Below are 20,559 nucleotides of genomic sequence, written 5' to 3'. Positions count from 1 at the left end.
TCTTGCATCTATTATCTCCTTTTATTATACCAGAAATGCTATTATCTGTTTTTTCTAAAAAGCGAGAGATTAATGAGCAATTTGAACATACCATTCAAAACTAAAAAAACAGCCTAATTAGGCTGTTTTTAAGAAGAATGTTGAGAACGACGATATTGATACTGCTTCCATTGAAAGCGAACAAAGCAACCGATACAAAAACCAAGAATAGCAATTAGTGAAGCAAGTGCCACCATAGTGGCAGACGTGATCGCTAACCAGTTCACGTTAAGGTAATAGGCGATTAATGAAACAGACAACAACGTCACAGCTATTTTTTGATTGAATTGCTGTTGATCTTTATCTTCAGGAATATATTGATTAACAGGCTTCTTTAAGAAAAGTTTACCCGCCTTCATAACTGGATTAAAGTTCATAAGTAGCCCCATTATTCCAACAATGAGAGGAATAATAAGAAATAACCAGTGATTAAAAAAGACAAATGACGTAGCAAATATAAAAATAAACGATTGATTTAGTCTCACTAGAGGTCTAGGTATAGATGAAGGCAATTTAATACCAACCTTTCTTATAGGAATATATTTATATTAAAGGATACTGCTTTTTAAGACTTTTGTATAGTCTAATGCTCATAAGAAAAAACCACCGACAAGTGGTTTTTAAAGTTAGCATCAAATATCAATGCCCCATATTTACGTTCAAGACTCTTTTAGTATGGTTTGTCTTGATAAAAATAGTTAGGAGTTACAATTTTATTTTTATATGGTTTGTGAAAAATATGCGTTGTAGCAGGTGATACAGGTGGAATGAGCCAAGTCCAATTACCCGTTACTTCTCGTTCTGCTTTCGCTTCATTTTGTTCAAATTTGTGAAATTGTTTTGCAGCAGTATGATGATCAACGATACTAATGCCATTCTTTTGATAGGAATACAAAACAGCACGATTTAACTCAACTAAAGCGCGATCTTTCCAAAGCGTCGCATTCGAAAGAGTATCGAGATTTAAGATTTTAGCGACTTCTGGTAGAAGGTTATATCGATTCTTATCTGCAAGGTTCCTAGCACCGATTTCTGTGCCCATATACCAGCCATTAAATGGGGCTGCATTGTAATGGATCCCTCCGATTTCTAATCGCATATCTGATATGATAGGCACACCATACCACTTAACATTTAAAGGAGAAAAATCATATTCCGGATGCTTAATTTGTACCTGGATAACTTCATTAGCAGGGATCTCGACGACGTTTGGACTTCCAGCATCTATACAAAAAACAAGCGGTAAAACGTCGTGTTGCGTCCCTTCACCTCTCCAACCCAGTTCCATTACTTTCTTAGTAAATGATATTGAATCAGGATCACCAATGATGCCATTCTCGGTTTCATAGCCTGCGTAACGTATGAGTTGGTGATTCCAAATTTGCACTTTACCAGGTGCGAAAATGGTGATGGAAGGTTTAATTTTACCTCCATTAGACGCCATTCGAATATGATTTATTAATGCTTCAGATACTTCTTCTACAGTACAAGCCGATCGAGCATCTAAAACAGTCATCGTATTCCAGAAAAGGCGACCGATACACTTATTGCTATTTCTCCAAGCCATTTTTGCACCTTGAACTAACTCTTCATATGTATGAGTATAGGATCCTGTATCGGTAATTTCTCTTTTTATTTCAGTTTTTCGTTTTATTAATTCGGCTGGATCTTTGTTTAATTCATAATAAGCTTGATCGACAAAGTCATAAGCACTATCTAATAATTGTTCTTTTTCCATTGTCTCAACCTCCAATAGCCTGAGACGGTTGTAACACCTGATCTTAAGCTGAATATCGTTCTATTAATCCTATGAAAAGACGTCATTTTGCACAGAAATATTATATCACACCCCTTCTATATAGGACGAATGGTACATATCAAACGATCGGTTTTAAGAAGCGATGTTTCTTTATATTGTTAATACCTCATTGTTTTGTTCATCCAAGTGAAGCCGTTCATTATGATAGCTTTTAGGAAAGAACACGTACTTGTTTACAGAAAGGGAAATATCATGTAGGATGTACGAATCAATTCATACTAAATACATCGGAATGAGGTGCATTATATATGGCTATGGAACAGCCGATTCATCGTTCAAAAACAAATTTACAATTACCGTTTTTAAAAGCGCCACAAAAACCTGTGTTAACAGGTGGCTTTATCGTTATTGGTTTACTAGCACTAATTCTGTGGCTGGATCAAGGCATTCAACAATTTGTGCTATTTGGTTTAGGCCTATTACTTGGGTACTGCCTCTTACATGCAAGATTTGGATTCACTTCCGCCTTTAGACAACTTCTTAGTGTAGGCAACGGGACAGCTATTCAATCACATATGCTTATGTTAGCTGTGGCTAGTACGTTGTTTGCGCCAATACTCGCAAATGGTTTTGGTTTATTTGATACAAATCCAACAGGATATGTTTTTCCAGTGGGAACTAGTGTTGTAGTAGGATCTTTTCTATTTGGTATAGGCATGCAACTCGGTGGAGGATGTGCTTCTGGGACACTCTATACAGTTGGATGGGGAAAGTCTGAAATGCTGCTAACGTTATTTGGTTTCATTGTTGGATCTGTCATTGGTGCCTGGCACTTTGATTTCTGGGTAAATCAGATGCCATCCTTTGAGGCAATCTCGTTAGCAGAAGACACAGGCTTAGGATATTTTGGTGCTTGGATTGCCCAACTATTCTTATTTGCTATCATATTCATTGTTGTAAGAAGCATTGCAAAGAAACGAAAGCCCCCTAAGATGAAACCTTTGCCGACATCAACTGGATGGAAACGGATCTTCCGCGGCTCATGGCCGATTTGGACAGCTGCCATTGCGCTCGGTATCCTAAATGCATTAACACTTATCTCGCGTGGAAATCCTTGGGGTATTACGTCAGCTTTTGCTCTATGGGGATCTAAGATTGCGCTGTTTCTTGGCATAGATGTTACGCAATGGGGTTATTGGTCTGGAGGAAAAGCTGCTGCTCTTGAACAATCAATCCTTACAGATTCAACTAGCGTTATGAACTTCGGTGTCATTTTAGGTGCTTTTGTTGCAGCAGGTGCTGGGGGCGCATTCGTTATGAGAAGAGTTCCATTGAAGTTAGCTGCTGCTTCTATTATAGGCGGTTTATTAATGGGCTACGGTGCTCGTCTCGCCTACGGCTGTAACATAGGGGCATACTTTGGCGGGATTGCATCCTTTAGCCTTCACGGCTGGGTATGGATGATTGTAGCTCTCGCAGGTTCATATGTTGCGCTTTATTTAAGACCACTATTCGGTTTGAAAAATCCTAAAAAAGATGATCAATTTTGCTAACGTAACTGAGCACTGGATAATATCCAGTGCCCTTCATAATGGTGAAAAATCATTGCGTATAATAAAAAGACCAGATCATTAATGATCTGGTCTAAACGATATGGAATACTAGATTTCCTCAAAATACTCTTTATAAAATCCGCCAACTTTTCCACTATTATCAACTACAAATAAAAACTCTTCTGTTTCATTCTTAACTTCATATGTTTTACCTTCTGTTAATACGCGATTGACCATATACTTCTTTGCATCTGTATGTACACACTTCACATTTTTAATAGTAGGTGCTTCTTTCCATGAATGATGAATCATCTTGTTTCACTTCCTTTCAACTTTCTTTTTATTTTACATGACAGAACCAATAAGTTAAAGGAAGATCATCTATTCCTTTTCAAACAAGTTAATCGTGGAATCACCAACTGTCTTGATGTAAAAAGAACCTGAATCGGTGAGATTCAGGTTCTTCGTTAAATTACCCTTCTAGAAGTAGCTGTTCTGGATCTTCAAGAAGGTCTTTAATTTTAGCAAGGAAGCTAACCGCTTCTCCTCCATCAACAATACGGTGATCGTATGAGAGGGCGATGTACATCATCGGACGGTTTTCCATTCTTTCCTGATCAATTGCCATAGGACGCCATTGAATTTTGTGCATTCCTAGAATACCAACTTGAGGAGCGTTCAAAATCGGTGTCGAAAGCATTGATCCGAAAATCCCACCATTAGTAATAGTGAATGAACCACCCTGAAGTTCATCAAGCTTTAATTTATTATCACGAGCTTTTTTTGCAAGGTTACCAATTTCCTGTTCGATTCCAGCAAAAGATAGCTTATCTGCATCACGAACGACAGGAACGACAAGTCCTTCTTCTGCTCCAACTGCAATACCGATATCATAAAACTTCTTCAAGACAATATCAGTATCTTGAATTTCTGCATTTAGACGTGGATATTTCTTCAGTGCGCCAACAACCGCTTTCGTGAAAAATGACATAAATCCGAGCTTTACATCATTATCTTCTAGAAACTTGTCTTTGCGACGCTTACGAAGTTCCATAATTGCTGTCATGTCAACTTCATTAAACGTTGTTAACATAGCAGCCGTGTGCTGTACTTCCACAAGACGCTTAGCAATCGTTTGACGACGACGTGACATCTTCACACGCTCTACTGGCTTGCCTTCATTTGCATCAGGAGATTTCTTTTCTTGTTTCGGAGTCTCCTGTTTCTTTTCTTGCTTAGGTGCTTCTTTCTGGTTCGCTTTATCTGCATGTGCCTTCACATCGTCTGGACGAACACGACCTAATGGATCGCGTGTTTCAACATTGTTTAAATCAACACCTAGTTCACGGGCAAGCTTACGCGCAGAAGGTGAAGCAACAGTGCGACCATTCTCGGATTTTTCTTCACTTGATTCAGTTGTATGTGCTTTAGATTCTTGCTCTGACTTCGCATCCTCAGGTGTTTCTTTTTCTTCCTGTTTTGCTTCCGCATTTTCAGTGGATTTCTCTTCTTTTGTTTCAGAAGAACTATTTTCTCCACTTCCGCTGCCAAGATAAGCAATAATTTCGCCTACTTCAACATTATCTCCTGGCTCTTTAAGAAGTTCTTCAATCACGCCATCATTTTCTGCGCTCACTTCAATGTTTACTTTATCTGTTTCAAGCTCAACAAGGTTGTCACCTTTTTCAACTTTGTCGCCTACTTTTATTAACCATTGAGAAATGGTACCTTCTGTAATGGATTCTGCTAGTTCTGGTACTTTAACTTCAATCACGACGATTACCTCCTTGATGGGAAACAGTTTTGGATGGTTCTAATACTTCTTGAATAATTCTTTCCTGGTCTTTCTTATGCACGTTAGGCTCTCCACCTGCAGGACTTGAACGATCAGGACGTCCTACATAGGTAACGGAAACTCCATCAGGTGCTGAATCGTGAATTCGAGATGCGATATAATTCCATGCTCCCATATTCTTTGGTTCTTCTTGTAACCAAATGATTTCTTTCACATTTGAATACCGTTCAAAAATCTTCTTCACTTCATCCTCAGGGAATGGATATAATTGCTCCACTCTTAAAACATGTAGCCAGTCATACTTTTCATCAGATGACTCAATTTCAGCTGCAAGATCAACAGCTACTTTCCCAGTACATAAAACAATACGTTCGACTTTCGTTTTCTTCTCACCAAGACCCGCTTGTTCAACAACGCTTAGGAACTGACCTTGACTAAATTCGAAACCAGGTGATGATGTACGTTGATTACGAAGTAGGCTCTTAGGAGTCATAATAACGAGCGGACGAACTTCTTGTTTCTCTAGTATCGCAGCTTGTCTTCGCAATATGTGGAAGTATTGTGCCGCACTAGTAAGGTTCGCAACTGTCCAGTTGTTTTCTGCAGCTAAAGTAAGGAAGCGTTCAACTCTACCACTTGAATGCTCAGGACCTTGACCTTCATAACCATGAGGAAGTAGAAGAACCATTCCTGATTTTTGTCCCCACTTAGCTCTTCCAGCAGAAACAAATTGGTCAAATATAACTTGAGCAGCATTAGCAAAGTCACCATATTGTGCTTCCCAAATAACGAGTGTTTCTGGAGCAAAAACATTATATCCATATTCGAATCCAACAACTGACGCTTCAGATAGCGGACTATTATGAATCGCAAAGGAAGACTCTGCCTGCGGTATTTCGTGTAGCGGACAGAACGTCTCTCCAGTTTCTTTATCATGAAGAACGAGATGACGTTGCGCGAATGTACCACGCTGTGAGTCCTGACCTGTAATACGAATTGGAGTTCCATCACCTAGAATAGAAGCAAATGCTAGCGTTTCACCAAGGGCCCAATCCACTTTTCCGCCCTCTTCCAACATATCAAGTCTTCTTTTTAAAATCCGCTCAAGCTTTGGATATACATTAAAGCCATCAGGACGAATTAGAAGCTTCTCATTAATATCTTTCAATGTTTCAAGTTGAACAGATGTATCAATAGTTGGTATTCCTTTAACGATTTCTTTAGGCGGCTGCAGTTCTTTTACATCTGTATCAGCTTCGCCACCCTTAGCCACCTTATCGTATTGCTCTTGTAGCTGTGCAAGAATTTCCTCATCATATTTCTCGCCATCACCACTCTCGATGACTTTCTGCTCAGTAAGATACTTCGCATAGCTCGCTCGAACAGTAGGGTGGTTTTTAATCTTTTCATATAAATGCGGCTGCGTTACAGCCGGATCATCCATTTCATTATGGCCAAATCGACGATAGCCGATGAGATCAATTAGAAAGTCTTTATTAAACTTCATGCGGTATTCGTATGCTAGGTGCATAGCAGCGAGACACGCCTCTGGATCATCCGCATTAACGTGAACAATTGGAATTTCGTAGCCTTTAGCAAGATCACTTGCGTACTTTGTAGAGCGAGAGTCCGTGCTTTCAGTCGTAAATCCAAGCTGATTGTTAGCTATGATATGAATCGTTCCACCAGTATGATAGCCTTTCAGCTGACTTAAGTTAAGCGTCTCAGCAACCACTCCCTCACCTGGGAAGGCCGCATCGCCATGAATTAAGATAGCAAACGATTTACGGAAGTCCTGCTTTGGCTCACCTTTTTCTTCACGTGTTTCTTGAGCAGCTCGAGCATAACCTTCTACAACAGGATCGACGAATTCAAGATGACTCGGGTTGTTTGCTAGTGTTACCGTTGCTTTAGCAGTATCAGACTCTTCAAATTTCCGGTCTGCCCCCATGTGATATTTAACGTCACCAGTCCAACCGTAGTTAATTCCCATTGAACCTTCTGAAGGAACGAGTTCCTTATTTGGTGCATGGTGAAATTCAGAGAATATTTTCTCGTAAGGCTTGTTTAATACGTGTGTTAGAACGTTCAAACGACCTCGGTGCGCCATACCAATCATAACGTTCTTTGCACCATCACTTGTCCCGCACTTAATAACATCGTCAAGCATCGGCACCATGGCATCAACGCCTTCGATTGAAAAGCGCTTTTGACCAACAAATGTTTTATGAAGGAATTTCTCGAATCCTTCTACTTCCGTTAATCTGCGTAGAAGCTCCTTACGATCATCATTCGTAAGTGTACGACTTACAGAGTCGTTTTCTACCATTTCATCTAGCCATTTACGCTCATCGTCTGAATGAACATGAGTGAACTCATAAGACATAGATTTTGTATAAAGATCTTGCAATTTTTGAATCGCTTGCAATCCATTGTTTACTTCATCAGGAGCATTTTCCCAAATCACTTGTGCAGGAATCGCTTTCAGGTCTTCATCAGAGAGACCGTATTTCTGTGGTGTCATGAAATCCTGATCAGATTTTTCATTAGAAAGCGGGTTGATCGCCGCAGCTAAATGACCGTATGTACGAATATTGTCGGCTAATTTAACAGCAGAAATAACCTTTTTGAGATTAGCTGGCTGACCTGAAGTTTCAACTACTTCTTGTGAAGAAGGTGGGGGTCCCCACTGGTCAAATTTTTGACGCATGTCTGGATCAACAGATTCAGGATCCTCTTGATATTTTTCATATAATTCAATGGCATAGCCAAGGTTTGGTCCATAAAATTCTTGCCATGGGTGTTCCACTCTGGACTGTTTGGTATTCAAAGCATGCTACCTCCCTGCTGGGTTTAAACTCGATTAGTGCAATGGTCTAATTGCACACCACTTTAAGCATGGTTTCTTACTTGTTCTTTACACTCATTTCGCGATTTGAAACATTCAATTTAAAAAAACGCTTACATTGATATTTTAGCATAATTTTAGACTGCTCACAAAACTTTCAAGCAAATTCTCGAAAAAAATTTCAACGAACAATGATAAAAGCTAAAAAATTTTTCGAATATTAACACAGTGCAATACTAAATTACCACAAAGTGTTACCATAGTGAATAGCTAATATCGATTTTCTACCAATGAATATTTACAGCGGTTTATTTCTTTAGTGTCATACGAGCGAAATGCGGTCCATTTTATTTCATTCATCCTATAGGATTCGTTAAAAATTAGTTGTATGTGGAAAAGCGAAGTACTACTTACCTAAACGAATATCAGCTATAACTAAACAAAGCCGACCTTTATAGGTCGGCTTTGTTTATGTTGAATTAAGGTGTTAAGATTAGTTTTCCTTTCGTTTGACGCCCTTGAAGCATACGATGAACGTCAGCTGCTTCTTCTAAATTAAATACACCACCAATTGTTAATTTCAATTCTCCACTTTGCATATAATGTAGCAATTCTTCGAGACTCTTTTGGTAAAGGACTGGTTTGCGCATCATTTGTGGCAGGAAAAAACCAACCACTGATTGATTTTTCTCCATTAGAGAGGATGGATAGAAGCGGCTTTGTTCTCCGCTCGCCACGCCATAAATAACGAGTCGTCCAAATGGAGCAAGACACTTCAACGATTTTCTAAAAACGTCTCCGCCTGCCATTTCCAGAATAACGTCCACTCCATTACCATCTGTTGCATCTAAAACTTCTTGCTCCCATCCTTCTTTCGTATAATCCACAGTGAGATCTGCACCCATATCAGCAGCAAGGTTTCTTTTTTCTTCACTACTCGCTGTTCCAATAACCGTTTTAGCTCCCCATAGTCTTGCGAGTTGAACGGCTATCGTTCCAACGCCACCTGCAGCCGCATGAATTAAGACAGTTTCCCCATTTTCAAATCGTCCCATTGTTTTGAGTGTATGGTAAGCACTCAAGCCCTGTAGCGGTAACGCAACAGCATATTGAGGTTCAACACCTTCAGGAATGGCAATCAACCCTCTTTCATCAGCTAGCGTAAATTCTGCATAACCCGTCGCATTTTTCGTGCCTAGTAACGTCACAACAGATGATCCTGGTTTTACGGAAGTCACCTTCTCTCCAACAGCTTTCACTATACCTGCTACTTCGGAGCCTGGAACGTAAGGAAGCGGAGTTTCAACAACATATTGCCCTTCTCTTCTCGCTGTATCAGCGTAATTTACTCCAATAGCTTGAATTTCAATTAATACTTCATGACCTTTTGGTTCCGGAACATCCATGTCAATGAGTTGTAAAACTTCGGGTCCACCAAATTCCTTCAGTTGGATCGCTTTCATTATAATTCCTCCCTTTAAACTAACCAGTCAGTATGTAACACTTTCACTATAATACAAGATATTCAAATATTCAATCTTTTTTAATTGATCCCACTTCCCCCGCAATAAAAAGTGCGCCCTCGGCGCACTGTTATAAATGTAGGAGACCTTCAATTACGGTTTGAACAAGTAAATCGACATCCTTTTCTTTGATTGTTAGAGGAGGAGCCATCGTTAAAACATTGTTATAACCTGCTACCGTGTCACCATTCTTCCCTATAATTACACCTTGCGATTTGCAATAGGCGATTACTTTATTTAGCTCACTGACCTCTAACGGCTTCTTAGTGCTCTTGTCTTCGACGAGCTCGATGCCAACCAATAATCCTTTCCCTCGAACATCACCAACATTCGGGTGAGTGGCTAACCGCTCTGTTAACTGCTTCTTTAGCTTATCACCTAATGTATGTGACCGATCAAAAAGCTGCTCCTGCTCCATTATTTCTAAATTCTTTAGGGCAAGTGCACATGAAGCTGGGTTGCCGCCGAATGTATTGATATGTCTGAAATGATCATAAGAATCTTTCCCCTTAAATGCTTCGTAGACCTCTTCTTTAACAGCTGTTGCAGATAATGGGAGATAACCACTTGTTAAACCTTTTGCCATTGTCACTATATCTGGCTTTACGTCATAATTCATAAAGCCGAATGCTTTTCCTGTTCTTCCGAAGCCACAAATCACTTCATCACAAATTAACAGAGCGCCGTGCTTTTCACATATTTCTTTCACGGATTTCATGTACTCTTGTTGAGGCATAATAATACCTCCACCTGTGATGATCGGTTCCATAATCATAGCGGCGACTGTTTGGCTAAGCTCCCATGTCATAATGTCATCAACGGCTTTGACCGAAGGTAGTTGTCCTTGATGATCTTGATTCTCTCTATACGTATCTGGTGGCTGTACATGTAAAAAACCCTGACCAAGTGGTTCATATTTGTATTTCCGTTGCGCCTGACCTGTTGCAGCTAATGAACCCATTGTATTACCATGATACGCTCTATAGCGGGAAACAATTTTATGTCTACTTCCTTCTCCCTTTTGCTCATGATATTGCCTCGCAATTTTGAAAGCTGTTTCGTTTGCTTCAGACCCGCTATTAGAGAAAAAGATAACGTACCCTCCACCAAGCATCTCATTTAGCTTTTCTGCTAACTTAATAGCCGGGGCGTGTGTATGCGTTAACGGATAATAAGATAACTCTTTAAGCTGATCGAAAGCTGCTTGAGCCAGTTCCTCTCGACCGTACCCAACATTGACACACCAGAGTCCAGCCATAGCATCGAGAAATTGATTTCCTTCGTAATCAGTTAACCAGGCGCCATTTGCTTTCTCAATCACCATAGTAGACTTTGGATCATATGGACGCATCGCATGCCAGACGTATTTCTCATCTTTTCCTGCAAGATTCTCGTGAGCAGTATGCATACTCTTCACTCCCCTCTAGTAGTCAAAGCGAGTTGTAATCATTTTTCTTTTTGTATAGAAATTCACACCATCTTTTCCATTTGCATGAAGATCTCCATAGAAAGAATCCTTCCATCCTGAAAAAGGGAAAAAAGCCATAGGTGCTGGAACACCAACATTTACGCCAAGCATGCCAGCATCGGCTTCTTCACGGAATTTCCTAATCGCCCCTGCATCCTTCGTATAAATTGTTGCGCCGTTACCATACCGAGATTTGCGGAGAATACCAAGCGCTCCATCAATCCCATCAGCATGTAATAAACTAAGAACAGGTGCAAAAATCTCTTCTTTTGCAATCGTCATCTCTGGTGTCACTTCATCAAAGATAGTAGGTCCAATAAAATTCCCCTGCTCATGCTCTTTCATGTCACTGCGTCCATCACGAATTAACGCTGCTCCTTCTTCTAAACCTTTATCGATGTATCCAAGAACTTTTTCACGATGTGATGCTCGAATGACTGGCGTTAGCAACACCTCTTCATCTAATCCATTCCCCATCTTCAATTCATTTGCTTTGTCTTTTAAAGCAGAAATAAACGCTTCACCGTCTCCAACAATAACCACGGCACTACAAGCCATACAACGCTGACCTGCACTACCAAATGTCGAACTAATGACTTGTTGAACAGCCTTTTCGATATCTGCATCAGGCATCACAATATGATGATTTTTGGCACCAGATAGCGCCTGCACTCTTTTACCTCGTGATGCCGCTTGTTCATAGACATATTTAGCAACGGGCTGAGAGCCTACGAATGACACTGCTTTTACTTCTTCATGTTCTATCAATCCATTTACAACGTCATGAGCACCGTGCACAATATTAAATACACCTTTTGGTAAACCAGCTTCTGTTAACAGTTCCGCCATACGGTTAGCAAGAATGGGCGTACGTTCAGAAGGCTTCAAAACAAACGTATTCCCACAGGCAATGGCAAGAGGAAACATCCAATGAGGTACCATCATTGGAAAGTTAAATGGAGTAATTCCCCCAACAACACCCACAGGATAGCGGAACATCTCTGAATCTATACTTTCAGCGATCGTAGACAGATTGTCTCCCATCATTAAAGAAGGTGCTCCAGTCGCAAACTCCACACATTCAATACCACGAAGCACTTCTCCATATGCTTCTTTATAACTCTTTCCATTTTCTTTAACAACGAGCTCAGCTAGTTCCTCGTGGTTTTTCACTAGAAGGGAATGATACTTAAACAATACTCGTGCCCTTTTTGGAACAGGAACTTTGCTCCATGTTTCAAATGCAGTGGTCGCAGCATGAACAGCAAGATCAACGTCTTCTTTTGACGATAGTGGCACATATGCGAGGTTCTCTTCTGTTGCAGGATTTGGGACGTCAAGCGTATCTTTACTTTTGGCGTTTACCCATTCCCCATTAACAAAGTTTTTTAATACGGCCGTTTCCTTCTTTACAACTGTCATTACATGCCCTCCTTTGATTCGTTCATATCTTTATTGTAGGGGATGTAATGGCACTCATACATTAGACAAAACGTAACATGGATGAGGAGCCTATTGTACACGTTGCACATTTTATCCATTTTGTTTCAAATAATCGTATGCATGTAACGAGAATTCAATAGCTTGCCGCTTAGGAGAGCACATAAAATCACTCCCAAGTAACTCTTCTAATTTTTCTAACCGATGATAAAGGGTCTGTCGTACAACGTAAAGCTGTTCAGCCGTTTCCTTTTTTGATCCATTGCAACACATGTAGACTTTCAACGTATTTAGTAAGTTGCTGTTATTCTTCGAATCATATTGCATAACGGGGTCTAAATAATCAAACATAAATTCATTAAGTTCTCTCCCCTTAGCTAGTTGGAAGATCATACGGTAAATATGGAAGTCATTGTAGTAGGTCACTATAGATGATTGTGAGAATAGTTTCTCATTCATGACAAGTGTCTCAAGAGATGAATCATAGCTTTTATGCATGTCTTTTAAGAGGTGGACATGTTTACCTACTCCTATTTTCTCCACTTCTGGTACAGACTCTTTTTGTAAGATGTCGCTTTGAAGAAAACGTTCAAAGGCCTCTCGTAAACGGTGATCAACATCTGCTTCAGATCGACGATTTAGAATGATGATTATCAGTTTATTCCTTGATGTTAACGATAATACAAAGAAACCTTCCTGTTCAAAAACAGACCGCATGAGAAGCATAAAGTATGTCATCTGAGAAGAAGTGTAGGTATCATGATGTTTTTTGAATTTACACGTGCATACATGAAGACCTCGTGGAATAAGTGTTTCATCCACATCTACAAGATAGGATAAAACTCTTTCTTCAGAATGCTTTCCTTCAATCCAATCGTATAACCATTCAGTTTCAAGAGCTCGCTTCTTCTCTTCAATATATAATTCTCGTAAAAGATATTGAGCGATTGCCGTAGCACTTCGATCAAGTAGTAGCATATCGTAATCAGAAATCGAAGCATGTTGCGCAGGGACAAGTATGAGATTCGCAAAGTGATAATCCATTGCACGAACATGTTGGAGCACGAGGCCTTTACCCTCTGGTTGGATCGTAAGAAAATGCAAAAACGTATCCTTTTTTTCTTCCGTTGCTTCAGGTGCAAAAATAGGCTCAGCTTCTTTAGGGTTATAAATCACCTGCATACCTGTTTTTATGGAAAGTAGCGTTAAAATCTTTGTTAAACATCCTGGTACAAGAAGAAGGTTATTGAGTTCCTGTGAAAACTGCTCCAGATCTGAAATCATTTGATAGTGATGGGCAATTAAGAGGGAGTGAAGGTCCTGTGTGATATCAACGAATCGAACTTCTCTTGTAAATGCAATAATGGGGAAATGATACTGATCGGCAAGTTCGATTATTTCTGAAGGGATATGATCCATGTATGTACCTATTTCAATGCAAAGACCAGCAGCTTTACTTTGTATCAATTGCTGCACAATAGAGCGAAAAACACTTATGTTATCTTTCCAAACAAATCCTGTGGATAAAATCAATTCTTCACCGTGTAATAGCTGCTTTACACTGGTTACTTCCATAACGTGAACCCACTTAATTCTTCGATCTAATCCGTTTTTTCCAGCTAAGACAGTAGCATGATGAAAATGTTCTCTCTCTAACACTTCATGGACCGTTAAACTAGTCATTCGCAGCATCCTACCACTTCCTCTTCTGAAGATTATATGGTTAATCTAATCATGAAGTTTTGCTATTCAGGGGTTTTACGGCACATAATCTTTCAACCATCATTTATGATAGCGCTTACATCTCGTGAGGATAACTTTACTACATCGTGAAAATCATTTCTAGGCATTCTCTAAATAATGACATTATTAGTCATAATTACTTAAATTTTTTACATTACATTACGGTATATGAAATTTTGCGTATGGTATCATTTGCATCAGTACACGAAAAGTAAAAAAACACCGGGCAACTACTGCCCAGTGTCTACTTCCCATTCGTATTCGTCTAATAACTCCATTAAATAATAATATTGTTTCTTACTCCGGAAGTCCGTCTCTTTCCAATTTGATCGAATCCAGAGCGTTAACTCAGCTGCTGAATTGAAAATCTCTCCGCTCGTATCCGCCTTTCTTATCATATAACGACCATTTTCTTCATCAATCGTTACTTCGCATGGATAAGCGCTATCCTTCGAATATAAAGTGTACTCCATGAGCTTCCTCCTCTCTAAGTAACGGATTGCATCTGTTTTAAAAGAAGAGCTGAGAAGTATTTTCTCCCATCAGCGGTTTGAATATGAAGAATTTCCTTTGTAATTTCATCAGATTTCATGTCTTTATGAATAAACTCTATAAATGCCCCACTTAAATTCTCGGTAATACCATTGATTCGATATCCACGGTCAATAAAATAGTCGACCTTCTCGCGTTCGATTAAATAATGCTGATGTTCTCTCATTTCTTTAGCTCCTTTCGTCAAGTGCACTCCCCACTTCTTGAACAGCATGAGATTCACTGTCACTCATGATAGTCCAATCACGACCAACTGTTATCCCAAGGTATTTCTCATCACTTGGGTCTATCATTTCAGCTTGTTCATATTTCTTAAACCACCAGTATTTTGCTAAGACAAAGTAAGTCCCAGCACCTACAATAAAGCCTACAAGAAATGAATAGTTTGAGAGAAAATAAGCAGCTAATCCTCCGAGAACCCAGGCGATAAATCCAGCGGCATTTACCCCATTCATATAACGATACTGACCGTTTTGCTCATACAAATCTGGAACGTTGACGCGACGCTTTCTTAGAAGATAATAGTCAGCAAAAAGAATTCCAACAATCGCAGATAAGATCCCACCAACTATGAGCAAGATCGGTATGAGAATATTAAATAAGCTCCACGGCTGAACAACTGATCCTATAATACCTGCAATAAATACACCTGCCCAGAACGGAACTTTAGGTCCACCTACATTGGAGAAAATTGTGGCAGCTGGTACTAGGTTGGCAGATACATTAGTTGACCATTGAGCAAGAACGATCATTAATAATAAAATGCCGAGAACTAAACCAGTGGCGGCTTCCTGCAGTGCAACGACTGGATCATAATTCGAAACAGCAATGTAGGATACACCACCAATAATAACCATAAAGGTTTGCGTTATCGGTAGCGCAATCATACTACCTACTAACGTTCCTTTATTACGCTTCACCCAATTCCGCTCGAATTTAGGAGCCTTGATGAATCTTGATATAGAAGGAATGTCCGCTGAAATGGTTGCCCAAAATCCCATATTACTAAAGATAACGACAAGAAAAGCAGTAACTGCCGCTCCACCGGTCACAGGGCTTTCAATCCACGCCCATACTTCTCGCCCCTGTGCAACTGCCTGATCGGATAATGAAGCATACATCCATACAGAGATGATAATGATCACTGGTGCAGCGAGATCTGCGAATCGTTCAACTGCTTTGATACCTAGTGCAGTGTTTACGAGCTGAAGCGTTGCGAAAATCAGAAAACACACAAACCAGTTATCAAATCCAAAAAGTACATTTAGAATTGCATTCATTGCCGTTGCACCAAAATACGTATTGATTCCAAACCAAAATGAAGCAGCAAGTCCTCTCACAATGGAAGGAATGTGTGTACCGATCGTACCAAAAGGTGCCCTCATATATACCGGAAAGGATAGACCATGTTCAATACCGATATCACCTATAACTGTAATAAATAAACCAATCCCAAGGGTTCCGATAATCGTTGCCGCTACAACCCACGTAAGTGACAGTGATTGAACACCGGCTCCACCAATTGCAAACGCGGCAAGAACAACAGCCATCCCAACCCACATCATTGCAAATCCGCCCGTCCCTATCTTTCTATCTTTATGAGCAATGGGCAAAAGATCCGGTGACTTTAAATAGCTTTCATCTTTTTTCATTCAGCTATCCCCTTTTTCGGTCTGTTACTGAATCATCATCGGCTTATCAGTGACGTTTTTTAGCTTGCCATATTTTGCTCGCTTCATATACTTCCCTGACCCCGGTGTACCTACAAACTGTTTGTTTTTAATTACGAATTCTCCTCTTACAAGAACTGTCTCTGGCTCACCTGTAATTTCCATTCCTTCAAAAGCATTGTAATCTACAGCCATATGATGTGTTTCAGCAGAGATTTTGCGTTTTGTTTCAGGGTTAAATATAACTAAATCTGCATCTGCTCCAATTGATACTGTCCCCTTCTTAGGAAATAATCCAAATAGCTTCGCTGATTTTGTTGAAGTAATATCAACAAACTGGTTTAATGAAATTCTTCTTTTCAGTACTCCTTCCGAGAAAAGAATACTAAACCGATCTTCAATCATTGGACCGCCATTAGGGATTTTTGTAAAATCATCTCGACCGAGGTCTTTTTGACCATTAAAATCAAATGAACACTGATCAGAACCAATCGTCTCAAGCTGTCCAGTTCGAAGAGCCGTCCAAAGAGCTTCCTGGTTCCACTTTTCACGAAGTGGCGGACTCCATACATACTTTGCACCTTCGAAATTCGGTTTCTCTAAGTAGGTTTGATCTAAAACAAGATATTGCGGACAAGTCTCGCCATGGATGTCATAGCCTTTCTTTCTTGCTTCAGCAATTTTATCAGCTGCTTCCTGACAGCTAACATGAACAACATATAGTTGAGAAGAAGCAAGACCAGTTAATTGGGCCGCACGACCTGTTGCTTCTCCTTCCACTTCTGGTGGTCTCGTTAATGCGTGATAAATAGGTTCAGTCTGACCTTTCGATAGCGCTTCCTTCGTTAAATATTCAATCACATCACCATTCTCAGCATGAACCATGACCAATGCTCCGAGTTCTTTAGCTGCTAAAAGAGTTCGATAAAGGGTTTCATCATCTGATTGAAAAACGTTTTTGTAAGCCATGAAAACTTTGAAAGATGTGATCCCCTCCTGATTGATCACATCAGGAAGCTGCTCTAAAACACTGTCGTTTATTTCGCTAATCATTAAATGAAAACTATAATCAATGACCGATTTATCCTTTGATTTGTCGTGCCATGTCTTAATCGCTGTTGATAGAGGCTTTCCTTTCTCAGTAAGGCAAAAATCGATGACAGATGTGGTGCCTCCAAAAGCTGCAGCAATAGTCCCTGTTTCAAAATCATCTTTTGAGACCGTACCACCAAAAGGCATTTCTAGATGTGTATGTGGATCGATTCCTCCAGGAAATACGTAACGATCACTCGCATCAATGATTTCAGCTCCTTCTTCTTCGATGTTCTTACCAATTGAAGAAATAATACCATCAGATATTAGAATATCTGCCTGGTACGTTTCACTGGCCGTTACAATGGTCCCATTTCGAATGATTTTTTTCATTTAAAATCCCCCTACTTATTTGGATATTTTGATATCTTTAAGCGAACCGATAAGAGATTGACGTTCGTTCCAGGTCATTTTTGGCAAATCATTTTGTACTTCAATCATATCGATTGCTCCATCAACTGGACAAACAATGGAACATAAATTGCAGCCTACGCAATCCTCTTCTCTTACTTGAAGAATCGCATGCCCATTTGGGTCATTTAGCATATCGATACATTGATGCGAGGTGTCCTCACATGCAATGTGGCATTTATTGCAATTGATGCAAACGTCATTGTTAATACGCGCCACCACTTTATGGTTAAGATCAAGATTACCCCAGTCAGAGAAGGTTGGAACAGATTTCCCAATGATGTCTTGGACCGAAAGAATGCCTCGTTCGTCAAGGTAAGAGGACAATCCGTCGATAAGATCCTCCACAATTCGAAAGCCGTGATGCATGGCGGCTGTACAAATTTGAACATTGCTTGCCCCCATCAACATAAATTCAATTGCATTTTGCCAGTTAGATACACCGCCCATTCCAGAAATCGGCACGTTAATACGGCTGTTTCTCGCACATTCACTTACCATATTTAGCGCAATCGGCTTAACCGCTGGACCACAGTAGCCGCCATGCGCTCCTTTTCCGCCAACATGCGGAATCGGTAGCCATGTATCAATATCAACCCCAGCAAGACTATTAATTGTATTAATCATACTCACCGCATCAGCTCCGCCTCTAACAGCTGCCTCAGCCGTCGCTGTGATATCTGTAATATTAGGCGTTAACTTAACGATGACTGGAGTTTCTGCAGCTTCTTTTGCCCAAAAAGTTTGTTTCTCCACAAGCTCAGGGACCTGCCCTGAAGCAGAGCCCATTCCCCGTTCAGCCATTCCATGTGGACAGCCAAAATTAAGCTCAAGGCCATCAACGCCAGCTGCTTCCGTCTTTTTAACGATTTCATGCCATGCTTCCTGATTAGGCTCAACCATTAATGAAGCGACAACGGCGTGGTTAGGAAATTTTTTCTTCGTTTCATAGATTTCTTTCAAATTCACTTCAAGTGGCCGATCTGTAATTAGCTCGATATTATTAAAACCCGCTACTCTTTGGCCATTGAAATGAACGGCTGCGTATCTCGAAGAAACATTCAGGATCGGGTCTCCAAGCGTTTTCCAAACAGCTCCTCCCCATCCCGCTTCGAATGCACGTTGTACTTGGTACCCGGAATTGGTAGGCGGAGCGGATGCTAACCAAAATGGGTTCGGTGAAGTGATACCCGCAAGATTCGTTCTAAGATCTGCCATCGATATTCCCCTTTCTCCTCTTACGCTGAGTACGTTGCTTTTAAGCTTTCATGCATATGATAAGCAGCCGTTTTCCCCTGTTGAGCCGCTGAAACAACCATGGCTTCTCCCTGTCCTTTTCCGAAAATAACATCTCCACACGCATAGATTTTGGGATTCGATGTTTCCATCGTTTCTTGGTTAATTAAAATGACACCGTCTTTATGAGCAAGACCAAGCTCTTCTATAAATGGAAGATGCCGCTTTTGGCCAATCGCTTTCACCACAGCATCACATTCAATAAGGAATTCAGAATCAGGAATAGGTTCTGTCCTCCTTCGCCCATCTTTAGCCGCTTCTCCAAGCTTCATCTTGACGCATTTCATTCCTTCTACATCGCCAGTTTCATTTGTCATTATTTCAACCGGCTGTGTTAACCAGCGAAACTCAACGCCATCCTGCTTGGCAAATTCATATTCAAAGTCATAAGCAGTCATTTCTTGTTCAGATCGACGATAAAGTATTTTGACGTTTTCTGCACCGAGTCGAACAGAGCAGGTTGCCCCATCAATCGCTGTATTCCCTGCTCCTACCACAACAACTTTCTTTCCTTTTAAGTGAGTTGGAAATGGCGCATTCTTTGTCATTTTGACGAGTTCAATGGCATCGTAAACACCATCAGCTTCTTCCCCTGAAATTTGAAGATCTGGAACATTTGCCATGCCAATTGCTAAAATAACACGGTCATTTGTTGAAACTAACTCTTCAAATGGAAGATCAACGCCTATTTTCACACCCGTTTTAATGGTGACGCCTAACCTTTCAATTTGCTCCACTTCCCAGAGTGAAATGGCTTTTGGTAACCGAAAAGACACGATGCCATACGTATCAAGTCCACCTGCCTGTTTCTCGGCTTCATAGATTGTGACACTATAGCCAAGTAGCGCAAGTTCGCGAGCAGCTGATAGACCGGCTGGGCCGCCACCTACAATTGCGACTTTCTTCCCGTTTGGTTGTCCTTGTTTAAATAGCACTTGATCATTTTTAATTGCCCAATCTGTAGCGTAGCGCTGCAGATTACCAATTAAAATTGGTTTTGTCGAATGATTTAACACACATGCACCTTCACATAGTTCTTCTGTCGGACATACTCTCGCACAGCTCGCTCCTACTGGGTTTGCAGTCATAATTGTTTTTGCTGACCCTTTCATGTTTCCTGAAGCGATTTTTTTAATGAAAGTTGGTATATCTATGCCGGTTGGACACGCCTTGATACAAGGAGCATCATAGCAATAAAGACATCTTTGAGATTCTTGAAACGCTTCCTGATTCGTGAGAGGTGGAACAACTTCAGTAAACCTTTTCTGCAGTTCCTTTTGGATCGCTGGTTCGCTTGTATTCATATTCGTCCCCCTTGTTTAAATTACGCATTACCGCTTGATAAACTAATAGATCCTTAAATGAAAAAG

16 protein-coding genes are annotated in these 20,559 nt (G+C 40.3%); 1 reads left to right on the top strand and 15 read right to left on the bottom strand.

The genetic code is table 11. From position 1 onward, the window contains the following. Positions 1-128 precede the first annotated feature (128 nt). Both AC0VYV_RS11395 and AC0VYV_RS11390 read right to left on the bottom strand, forming a co-directional pair. On the bottom strand, positions 129-551 hold the full coding sequence (locus AC0VYV_RS11395; RefSeq protein ID WP_430246458.1) for a DUF4395 domain-containing protein: 423 nt from the start codon (positions 549-551) through the stop codon (positions 129-131). A gap of 158 nt (positions 552-709) precedes the next feature. After that, complete coding sequence (locus AC0VYV_RS11390; protein WP_475367417.1) at positions 710-1,777, bottom strand: nitric oxide synthase oxygenase; 1,068 nt, start codon at positions 1,775-1,777, stop codon at positions 710-712. A 335-nt stretch (positions 1,778-2,112) separates the two neighbouring features. On the opposite strand from AC0VYV_RS11390, the gene AC0VYV_RS11385 reads away from it, so the two are divergent. Further along, on the top strand, positions 2,113-3,351 hold the full coding sequence (locus AC0VYV_RS11385; RefSeq protein WP_475369056.1) for a YeeE/YedE family protein: 1,239 nt from the start codon (positions 2,113-2,115) through the stop codon (positions 3,349-3,351). Between the two features lie 108 nt (positions 3,352-3,459). Here AC0VYV_RS11385 and AC0VYV_RS11380 read toward each other — a convergent pair whose 3' ends face one another. The 13 genes from AC0VYV_RS11380 to AC0VYV_RS11320 form a co-directional block, all read right to left on the bottom strand. After that, the gene (locus AC0VYV_RS11380) at positions 3,460-3,663 is read right to left on the bottom strand and encodes a DUF6501 family protein (RefSeq protein WP_194221665.1); all 204 of its coding nucleotides are present in this window, start codon (positions 3,661-3,663) and stop codon (positions 3,460-3,462) included. Between the two features lie 160 nt (positions 3,664-3,823). Continuing rightward, positions 3,824-5,125 carry a 2-oxoglutarate dehydrogenase complex dihydrolipoyllysine-residue succinyltransferase gene (gene odhB, locus AC0VYV_RS11375; RefSeq protein ID WP_475369007.1) on the bottom strand — a complete coding sequence of 434 codons (1,302 nt, stop codon included), beginning with the start codon at positions 5,123-5,125 and terminating at the stop codon, positions 3,824-3,826. Next, positions 5,118-7,976: a 2-oxoglutarate dehydrogenase E1 component gene (locus AC0VYV_RS11370; RefSeq protein ID WP_475367415.1), complete on the bottom strand. Its 2,859-nt coding sequence runs from the start codon at positions 7,974-7,976 to the stop codon at positions 5,118-5,120. The genes odhB and AC0VYV_RS11370 overlap by 8 nt, the downstream gene beginning before the upstream one ends. A 497-nt stretch (positions 7,977-8,473) precedes the next feature. Then, positions 8,474-9,457: a quinone oxidoreductase family protein gene (locus AC0VYV_RS11365; protein ID WP_194221662.1), complete on the bottom strand. Its 984-nt coding sequence runs from the start codon at positions 9,455-9,457 to the stop codon at positions 8,474-8,476. 130 nt (positions 9,458-9,587) lie between these two features. Continuing rightward, positions 9,588-10,925 carry an aminotransferase gene (locus AC0VYV_RS11360; protein WP_475367414.1) on the bottom strand — a complete coding sequence of 446 codons (1,338 nt, stop codon included), beginning with the start codon at positions 10,923-10,925 and terminating at the stop codon, positions 9,588-9,590. 15 nt (positions 10,926-10,940) lie between these two features. Next, complete coding sequence (locus AC0VYV_RS11355; RefSeq protein ID WP_283152100.1) at positions 10,941-12,407, bottom strand: CoA-acylating methylmalonate-semialdehyde dehydrogenase; 1,467 nt, start codon at positions 12,405-12,407, stop codon at positions 10,941-10,943. Between the two features lie 111 nt (positions 12,408-12,518). Beyond that, positions 12,519-14,108 (bottom strand): PucR family transcriptional regulator, encoded by a 1,590-nt coding sequence (locus tag AC0VYV_RS11350; protein ID WP_430246446.1) that lies wholly within the window; start codon positions 14,106-14,108, stop codon positions 12,519-12,521. Positions 14,109-14,398: 290 nt separating this feature from the next. Next, positions 14,399-14,641, bottom strand: coding sequence for a hypothetical protein (locus AC0VYV_RS11345; protein ID WP_194221659.1), 243 nt, complete (start codon positions 14,639-14,641; stop codon positions 14,399-14,401). 14 nt (positions 14,642-14,655) lie between these two features. Continuing rightward, positions 14,656-14,886: a hypothetical protein gene (locus AC0VYV_RS11340; RefSeq protein WP_475367412.1), complete on the bottom strand. Its 231-nt coding sequence runs from the start codon at positions 14,884-14,886 to the stop codon at positions 14,656-14,658. Positions 14,887-14,890: 4 nt separating this feature from the next. Next, complete coding sequence (locus AC0VYV_RS11335; protein ID WP_194221657.1) at positions 14,891-16,372, bottom strand: NCS1 family transporter; 1,482 nt, start codon at positions 16,370-16,372, stop codon at positions 14,891-14,893. A gap of 24 nt (positions 16,373-16,396) precedes the next feature. After that, positions 16,397-17,815 (bottom strand): dihydropyrimidinase, encoded by a 1,419-nt coding sequence (gene hydA / locus AC0VYV_RS11330; RefSeq protein ID WP_475367411.1) that lies wholly within the window; start codon positions 17,813-17,815, stop codon positions 16,397-16,399. A 15-nt stretch (positions 17,816-17,830) separates the two neighbouring features. Continuing rightward, positions 17,831-19,111, bottom strand: a complete 1,281-nt coding sequence (preA, locus tag AC0VYV_RS11325; RefSeq protein WP_475367410.1) for an NAD-dependent dihydropyrimidine dehydrogenase subunit PreA — start codon at positions 19,109-19,111, stop codon at positions 17,831-17,833. 20 nt (positions 19,112-19,131) lie between these two features. After that, positions 19,132-20,493, bottom strand: a complete 1,362-nt coding sequence (locus AC0VYV_RS11320; protein WP_475367409.1) for an NAD(P)-dependent oxidoreductase — start codon at positions 20,491-20,493, stop codon at positions 19,132-19,134. Positions 20,494-20,559 lie beyond the last annotated feature (66 nt).

The sequence above is a fragment of the Anaerobacillus sp. QJM3NY_17 genome (genome assembly GCF_056173665.1).
The sequence above is the reverse complement of the archived record's forward strand: the minus strand, read 5'-3'. Positions and strand labels throughout refer to the sequence as shown.